The sequence below is a fragment of the Lentzea sp. NPDC058436 genome (genome assembly GCF_042721515.1).
Lineage (GTDB): Bacteria > Actinomycetota > Actinomycetes > Mycobacteriales > Pseudonocardiaceae > Lentzea.
The window spans coordinates 39,045-45,502 of the sequence record NZ_JBHXLF010000036.1 but is presented as its reverse complement, the minus strand read 5'-3'; the positions used below and the strand labels follow the sequence as shown (position 1 = coordinate 45,502).

Sequence of the window (6,458 nt, the reverse complement as noted above, 5' to 3'; positions counted from 1 at the left end):
TATGGCGCGACTCGTGATGGGACCCCACCGCCGGTTCCTCTTGGTAAAGACGGCTCGCCTGCGGCATCGCACCGATCACACGGCTCGCCTGCGGCGTCGCCGGGCCATCCACCCCAGCCCAGCGGCCCGCCTCAGCTCCGGCGCGCTTCAGTCCAGCCAGGCCCGCCTCGCCCATCCCAACCAGCCAGCGCCCCGCCCGCCCCGCCCGCCCAGCCTCAGTCCACCGGCCGCCTCAGCTCCGGCCCCGCTCCAGCACAGCCAAGCCCGCCTTGCCCATCCCAGTCAGCCCGCTCAGCCAGCGCCCACCCCAGCCCGCCCAGCCCAGCCCGCCCAGCCCAGCCCGCCCGGCCTCAGTCCCGCCCGGCCTCAGTCCAGCCCGGTCCGCCTCGCCCCGCCCCAACCTGCCAGCTCAGCCCGCCCGGCCCCAGCTCAGCCTGGTCCGCCCCGCCCCGCCCCGCCCCGCCCACCCCAGCCCGCACCCCACCCAACCCGAGTGCTGCTGGGTCCTAGCTCGCCACCTCTGCCGGTTCCGGCAGCGCCTCCGTCGGTGCGTCCCGCCGCCGCCTCAACCGAGGCTTCGCGATGTCCCCGCGCCGCATCAGGATGATCCACGCCGTGATCGTCACCAGCATCGACACCGCGCCCCCGATGATGATCGGCGCGCGGCCGTTGATCTCGCCCAGCCAGCCCATCAGCGGGCCGCCCACCGGGTTGCCGCCCAGGAACACCAGCATGTAGATGCCCATCACGCGGCCGCGCATCTCTGGTTCCACTGCCAGCTGGATGGTGGCGTTGGCGGTGGTGTTGAACGTCATCATCGCCACGCCCACCGGGATCATCATCAGGCCCGTCAGGAGGATCGTCGGCATGAAGCCGGAGACGATCTCCAGGGCGCCGAAGACGATGCCGGAGCCTATGAAGACCGTCATCTTCGGGGTTTTGCGCTTCGCTGCGAGGGTGGCGCCTGCGAGGGTGCCCACGGCGATCAACGTTGAGAGCAGGCCGTAGGCGTCGGCGTCGCCGCCGAAGACGTTGCGGGCCATGATCGCTAGGGTCAGGTAGAAGTTCATGCCGAACGTGGCGATGAAGAAGACCAGCAGCATGACCGTCATGAGGTCCGGGCGGCTGCGGACGTAGCGCAGGCCCGAGAGCAGTTGGCCCTTCTCGCGCGGCAGGGGGTCTGAGCGGAGTAGCTGGGTTGTGCGCATCAGCCAGATGCCGCCGACGACGCCCACGAAGCTGATGGCGTTGGCCAGGAAGACCCAGCCGGTGCCTATCGCCACGATCGTCACGCCCGCGATGGCCGGGCCGATGATGCGGGCCAGGTTGAACATCATCGAGTTGATCGCCACGGCGTTGGTCAGCTGGTCGCGGCCCACCATTTCCACGACGAACGACTGGCGCACCGGGGTTTCCACCGCCGAGAACGCGCCTAGCAGCAGGCAGAGCAGGTAGACGTGCCAGAGCTCCACGACACCGGTTACGTCCAGGATGCCCAGGGCCAGGGCACAGATGCCCAGGGCGGATTCGAGCCAGAGCAGGAGTTTGCGCTTGTCCATGCGGTCGGCCAGGACGCCGCCCCACATGGAGAGCAGCAGGACCGGGAGGAACTGGAGGGACGCGGCGAAGCCGAGTGCTACGGGGGAGCCGTTGGACAGCTCCAGGACCAGCCAGTCCTGGGCTACGCGCTGCATCCAGACGCCGACCAGCGAGATGATCTGGCCCGAGGCGTAGAGGCGATAGTTGTAGATGCCTAACGATCCGAACATTCCGGTACGGCGAGGTGGCGAACTGTCCGCTCCACCACCCGCGTAACCCGACACGTTCTTACTGACCCGCCATCCTGTCGATGATGTCCGCGGCCCGTGTGAGCAGTTCCCGTTCCTCCGGGTCCAGCTCGGCCAGCCGCTTGTCCAGCCACGCCTCGCGGGCCGTGATCTCGTCCTTCAGGTACGACAAGCCTTCGCTCGTGAGCTCGACGATGGCTTGACGGCCGTCGGTGGGGTGCGGGCTGCGCGTCGCGAAGCCGAACTCCTCCAGGGCGGCGATCACGCGCGTCATGGACGGAGGCTGCACGCCTTCCTTGGACGCCAGCTCGCCCGGCGTCAGCGGTCCGCACTTGTGCAGAGTGGACAGCGCCGACACCTGCGTGAGCGACACCGACGAGTTGGTGCGCTGTGCCCGCAGGCGGCGATTGAGGCGAACGACGGCAAGCCTCAGCCTGCTCGCCAGTCCGTCCTGATCGATCGCCACGTAGTTAGCATACCTCACGAAATAGTTTCCTGCCGAAAGGTCAGGTCAGGAGGCCCTGGATCGGTCCCAACGAGAAGTAGACGACGAAAGCGGCCGCCACGATCCACATGAGCGCATGAATTTCGCGAGCCTTGCCGGTGAGCGCCTTGAGCAGGACGTAGCTGACGAAGCCCGCGCCGATGCCGTTCGCGATCGAGTAGGTGAACGGCATGACGACGATCGTGAGGAACGCGGGCAGCGCGATGGTGAAGTCGGTGAAGTCGATCTCGCGGATCTGCATCATCATCAGCGCGCCGACGATGACCAGCGCGGGCGCGGCCGCCTCGATCGGCACGACCTCGTAGAGCGGCGTGAAGAACATCGCGAGCAGGAACAACACGCCCGTCACGACGTTCGCGAGACCGGTCCTCGCGCCCTCCGCGATGCCGGACGCCGACTCGATGTAGACGGTGTTCGACGAGCTGGAGGCGGCACCGCCGGCCACGGCGCCGAGACCGTCGACGAACAGAGCCTTGCTGACGTTGGGCAGCTGGCCGTCCTTGTCGATCAGGTCCGCTTCCTTGCCGAGGCCGGTCATCGTGCCGACGGTGTCGAAGAAGTCGGTCAGGACCAGCGTGAAGACGATCAACGCGGCGGCCAGCGCCGGAAGCCTCGTCCACGCGCCGAACGACACCTCGCCGAGCAGGCTGAGATCCGGGACGCCGAAGACCTGGTCGGGCAGGGCGGGGTAGCCGAGGTTCCAGCCCTTGGCGTTGACGCCGGCGGACGGACCGGCCTTCACGAGCGCCTCCAGGACGATCGCGAAGATCGCCGTCGAGACGATGCCGATGAGGATCGCGCCCTTGACCCTGCGCGCGAACAGCACACCCGTGACGACGAGTCCGACGACGAAGACGAGGGTCGGCCAGCTCGCGATCGAGCCGTTGATGCCGAGCCCGACCGGCACGGTGGTGTTCGCGGCGTCCGGCAGACGGCGGACGAACCCGGCGTCGACCAGCCCGATGAACGTGATGAAGAGACCGATGCCGACCGCGATCGCGGCCTTGAGCTCGTTCGGCACGGCGTTGAACACAGCGGTCCGCACACCCGTCACGACCAGCAGCAGCACGACGAGGCCGTTGACCAGGATGAGGCCCATCGCCTCCGGCCAGCTGACCTTCGCCGCGACGCTCACCGCCACGAACGAGTTGATGCCCAGGCCCGTGGCCAGCGCGAACGGGTAGTTGGCGATCAGTCCGAAGAGGATGGTCATCACGCCGGCGACCAGCGCCGTCACCGCGGCGACCTGCCCGACCGGCAGGATGTTGCCGAGCACGTCAGGATGCGAACCAGGCCCCGTCGGGGCGAAGCTGCCGATGATCAACGGGTTCAGCACGACGATGTACGCCATCGTGAAGAACGTCACGACACCACCGCGCACTTCACGCGCCACGGTCGACCCGCGCTCGGAAATCTTGAAGAACCCGTCCAGCATCTGGTCTCCTAACCATGTGTCCGAACGCGACTCCACCCCACCGCACCCGCCGGCGCTGCCGCACAGGCTGGCAGACCCCGTGCCCGTCGTGCTGGGTGGTACCGCGCTGTGGTTCCTCGGATTTCTGATCGTGCTGGTCCTCGACCGCTCGAACAGCACCCTGCTCTGGACGACGTTGTCCGGCGGTCTGCTCGGGATCATCGGGTACGGAGTCTTCTACTGGCAACGGCGGGCTGCGAGGCGAGGGTCACGGGGGGCGCAGCAGGGTCTCGACGACGCCTAGTCCGTCAGCTTCGGGTGACCGGTGCCGGCCCAGGTGACCCAGACCGTTTTGCGCTCTTCATCGACGACGTACCAGATTCGGCCGGCGGACGTGACCTCGTACTGCCATTGATCGAACACGGCACCATCGTGTGTGTGGTCCCGCAAATCGCCCTTGAGCAGGTGTTGTCGGTTCGGGTTCACAGTGGAGGCGGGGTGCTCGCTCAGCACCACCCACGCATCCCATGCGTTCGACGCCGCGGTGCGGCAGAGTTCCTCCCAGCCTTTGGCTGCGGCGGTCGTGCCAAAGCGGACTGCGTAGCCCCCAGGGCGTGGAGGCGGCGTCATGTGCGCGCCGCGTTTTGCCGGCAAGAGTTCACATCTCCATCGGGTTCGGCACAGGACCGAAGTCCCCGGTGGTCGGCTCGCTGAGGGTGCGGTGCAGTTCTGGATCCGCGTGCACGATGGCCGTGTTGGCCCACTCGTGCATGGTTTGCGCGACCAGTGCCCACTGGCCGAGATCCGCAGACGCCTGGATACCCTGGATGAACTCCTTGACGAGTTCCGCGCGATCAGACTTCGGCAACACCGCGATCCAGGGGAACTCGTCCAGCAGCGCGTCGGCCACGACATCGGGCCCGACCTGCCTGAACACCGCTCGCATGGCGCGAGCCGCGATGATCGCCGCGCTGTGGCGGTATTGGTGGTGATCGGCGCGGACCAGGAGCAGGTCTGCCCCGTCGCGCCGCTTGACGCGTACTTCGTGTTGATCGGCGATGGCGGCGACGCTCTTCGGGTCGCGCTGCAGTTCGCTCCACTGCACTTCGTTGACGATGCTCACCTGACAATTCTGAACTTATTCAGAGTTGTCGGCAACTACACGATCCGGTGTGATCGCGATCATGGTTCTGGCCACCGACTGGGTCCGTCTGCTGATCGTCTGCCTCGTCTTCGTGGCCGCTGCCTGCGCCATCGTGCGCTTCACCGGCCTGACCACACCGAAACCGTTCCTCACGGCAGCGATCCGGGCCGTCCTCCAACTCGCCGCCGTCAGCGCCGTGATCACGTTCGTCCTCACCCACCTCGGCCTCACGTGGGCGTTCCTCGCCCTGATGGCCGCAGTGGCCACGGCGACGTCCGCCAAGCGCACCGGAACCGGCCGCAAAGGCATCTGGGTGGCCGCGGCGATCCTCGTGGGCACGGTCCCGGCGCTGGCGCTGCTCCTCGCCATCGGCCTGCTGCCGGTCAAGGGCATCTCGCTGATCCCGGTCGGCGGCATCCTCATCGGCGGCGCGATGACCGCGACGACCCTGTCGGCGCGGCGGGCGCTCGACACCTTCCGGGACCGTCACGGCGAGTACGAGGCCGCGAGGGCTCTGGGTTACCGCGAGCGCGATGCGGTCTGCCTGATCATCCGGCTGCCGGCCGCGGAGGCGTTGATCCCTGCCCTCGACCAGACCAGGACGGTCGGGCTGGTCACCCTTCCGGGTGCTTTCGTCGGAATGCTGCTGGGCGGCGCGCCGGTCTGGCAGGCTGGCGCCCTTCAGATCGTGGTGCTCCTGGCGTTGCTGGCCGTGGAAGCCGCCGCCGTGGCGACCGTGGTCGAGTTGGTCGCAAGGGGGCTGATCAGGAGGGCTTCCCAAGGAAGCGAAGTTAGGCTAACCTAAGTCTCGTCGCTTCGTGGTGGGAGCGGCAGTCAGTTCGGGAACGGACGAGGCCCCCCTCTGGGCAGAGGGGGGCCTCGTCGTTTTCGGCAGTGGGAGCTTGTCGGAGCATCCACTGCCGAAGCGTTATGGCAGCAGCAGGCCGTTCTGGCCCGTGCGCGCCGCCTCGAAGCGTGCGGAGACGTCCTCCCAGTTGACGACGTTCCACAGCGCCGAGATGTAGTCGGCCTTCAGGTTTCGGTACTGCAGGTAGTACGCGTGCTCCCAGATGTCGAACGCGAGCAGTGGCGTGACCGCGATCGACAGGTTCGAGTGGTGGTCCTTGAGCTGCAGCGTGATCAGCTTCTGGCCGATCGGCTCCCACGCGAGGATGCCCCAGCCCGAGCCCTGGATCGACGACGCGGCGGCGTTGAGCTGGCCGCGGAACTTGTCGAACGAGCCGAAGTGCTCGTCGATCGCGGCCGCGAGCTCGCCGACCGGCTTGTCGCCGCCGTTGGGCGAGAGGTTCTTCCACCACACCTGGTGCAGCGCGTGGCCCGCCAGGTGGAACGCCAGCGTGGTCTCCAGGCCGACGATCGAGCCGAACGACTCCTTGTCGCGGGCCTCCTCGATCTGCTCGATCGTGTCGTTCGCGCCCTTGACGTAGGCGGCGTGGTGCTTGCCGTGGTGCAGCTCGTTGATCTCACCGATGATCGCCGGCTCGAGATCGCCGTAGTCGTAGTCGAGATCCGGCAGCACGTACTGGCCCATGACATCTCCTGCAATCTCTTGGTACTTGCAACTTACTGGCAATAGAGCCAGTAAAC

General features: G+C 67.3%; 8 protein-coding genes. 2 read left to right on the top strand and 6 right to left on the bottom strand.

The window, feature by feature from the left end; translation table 11 throughout:
- Positions 1 to 506 precede the first annotated feature (506 nt).
- Genes ACFWN2_RS45230 through ACFWN2_RS45220 form a run of 3 tightly spaced genes read right to left on the bottom strand, consistent with a single transcriptional unit; the run spans position 507 to position 3,727 of the window.
- Positions 507 to 1,769: an MFS transporter gene (locus tag ACFWN2_RS45230; protein ID WP_382436915.1), complete on the bottom strand. Its 1,263-nt coding sequence runs from the start codon at positions 1,767 to 1,769 to the stop codon at positions 507 to 509.
- Between the two features lie 58 nt (positions 1,770 to 1,827).
- Positions 1,828 to 2,253, bottom strand: a complete 426-nt coding sequence (locus ACFWN2_RS45225) for a MarR family winged helix-turn-helix transcriptional regulator (protein ID WP_382436914.1) — start codon at positions 2,251 to 2,253, stop codon at positions 1,828 to 1,830.
- A gap of 40 nt (positions 2,254 to 2,293) precedes the next feature.
- Positions 2,294 to 3,727, bottom strand: a complete 1,434-nt coding sequence (locus ACFWN2_RS45220; protein WP_382436913.1) for an NCS2 family permease — start codon at positions 3,725 to 3,727, stop codon at positions 2,294 to 2,296.
- A 16-nt stretch (positions 3,728 to 3,743) separates the two neighbouring features.
- Here ACFWN2_RS45220 and ACFWN2_RS45215 point away from each other — a divergent pair, with 16 nt between their 5' ends.
- Positions 3,744 to 4,010 (top strand): DUF2530 domain-containing protein, encoded by a 267-nt coding sequence (locus tag ACFWN2_RS45215; RefSeq protein WP_382436912.1) that lies wholly within the window; start codon positions 3,744 to 3,746, stop codon positions 4,008 to 4,010.
- On the opposite strand, the gene ACFWN2_RS45210 is transcribed toward ACFWN2_RS45215, so the two are convergent.
- Positions 4,007 to 4,360: a hypothetical protein gene (locus tag ACFWN2_RS45210; RefSeq protein ID WP_382436911.1), complete on the bottom strand. Its 354-nt coding sequence runs from the start codon at positions 4,358 to 4,360 to the stop codon at positions 4,007 to 4,009. The genes ACFWN2_RS45215 and ACFWN2_RS45210 overlap by 4 nt on opposite strands.
- Before the next feature lie 4 nt (positions 4,361 to 4,364).
- Entirely contained in the window at positions 4,365 to 4,829 is a 465-nt protein-coding gene (locus ACFWN2_RS45205; RefSeq protein WP_382436910.1) for a hypothetical protein, read from the bottom strand.
- A 61-nt stretch (positions 4,830 to 4,890) separates the two neighbouring features.
- Here ACFWN2_RS45205 and ACFWN2_RS45200 point away from each other — a divergent pair, with 61 nt between their 5' ends.
- Entirely contained in the window at positions 4,891 to 5,655 is a 765-nt protein-coding gene (locus ACFWN2_RS45200; protein WP_382436918.1) for an ABC transporter permease, read from the top strand.
- Between the two features lie 123 nt (positions 5,656 to 5,778).
- On the opposite strand, the gene ACFWN2_RS45195 is transcribed toward ACFWN2_RS45200, so the two are convergent.
- Positions 5,779 to 6,402: a superoxide dismutase gene (locus ACFWN2_RS45195; RefSeq protein WP_382436909.1), complete on the bottom strand. Its 624-nt coding sequence runs from the start codon at positions 6,400 to 6,402 to the stop codon at positions 5,779 to 5,781.
- Between the last annotated feature and the right edge of the window lie 56 nt (positions 6,403 to 6,458).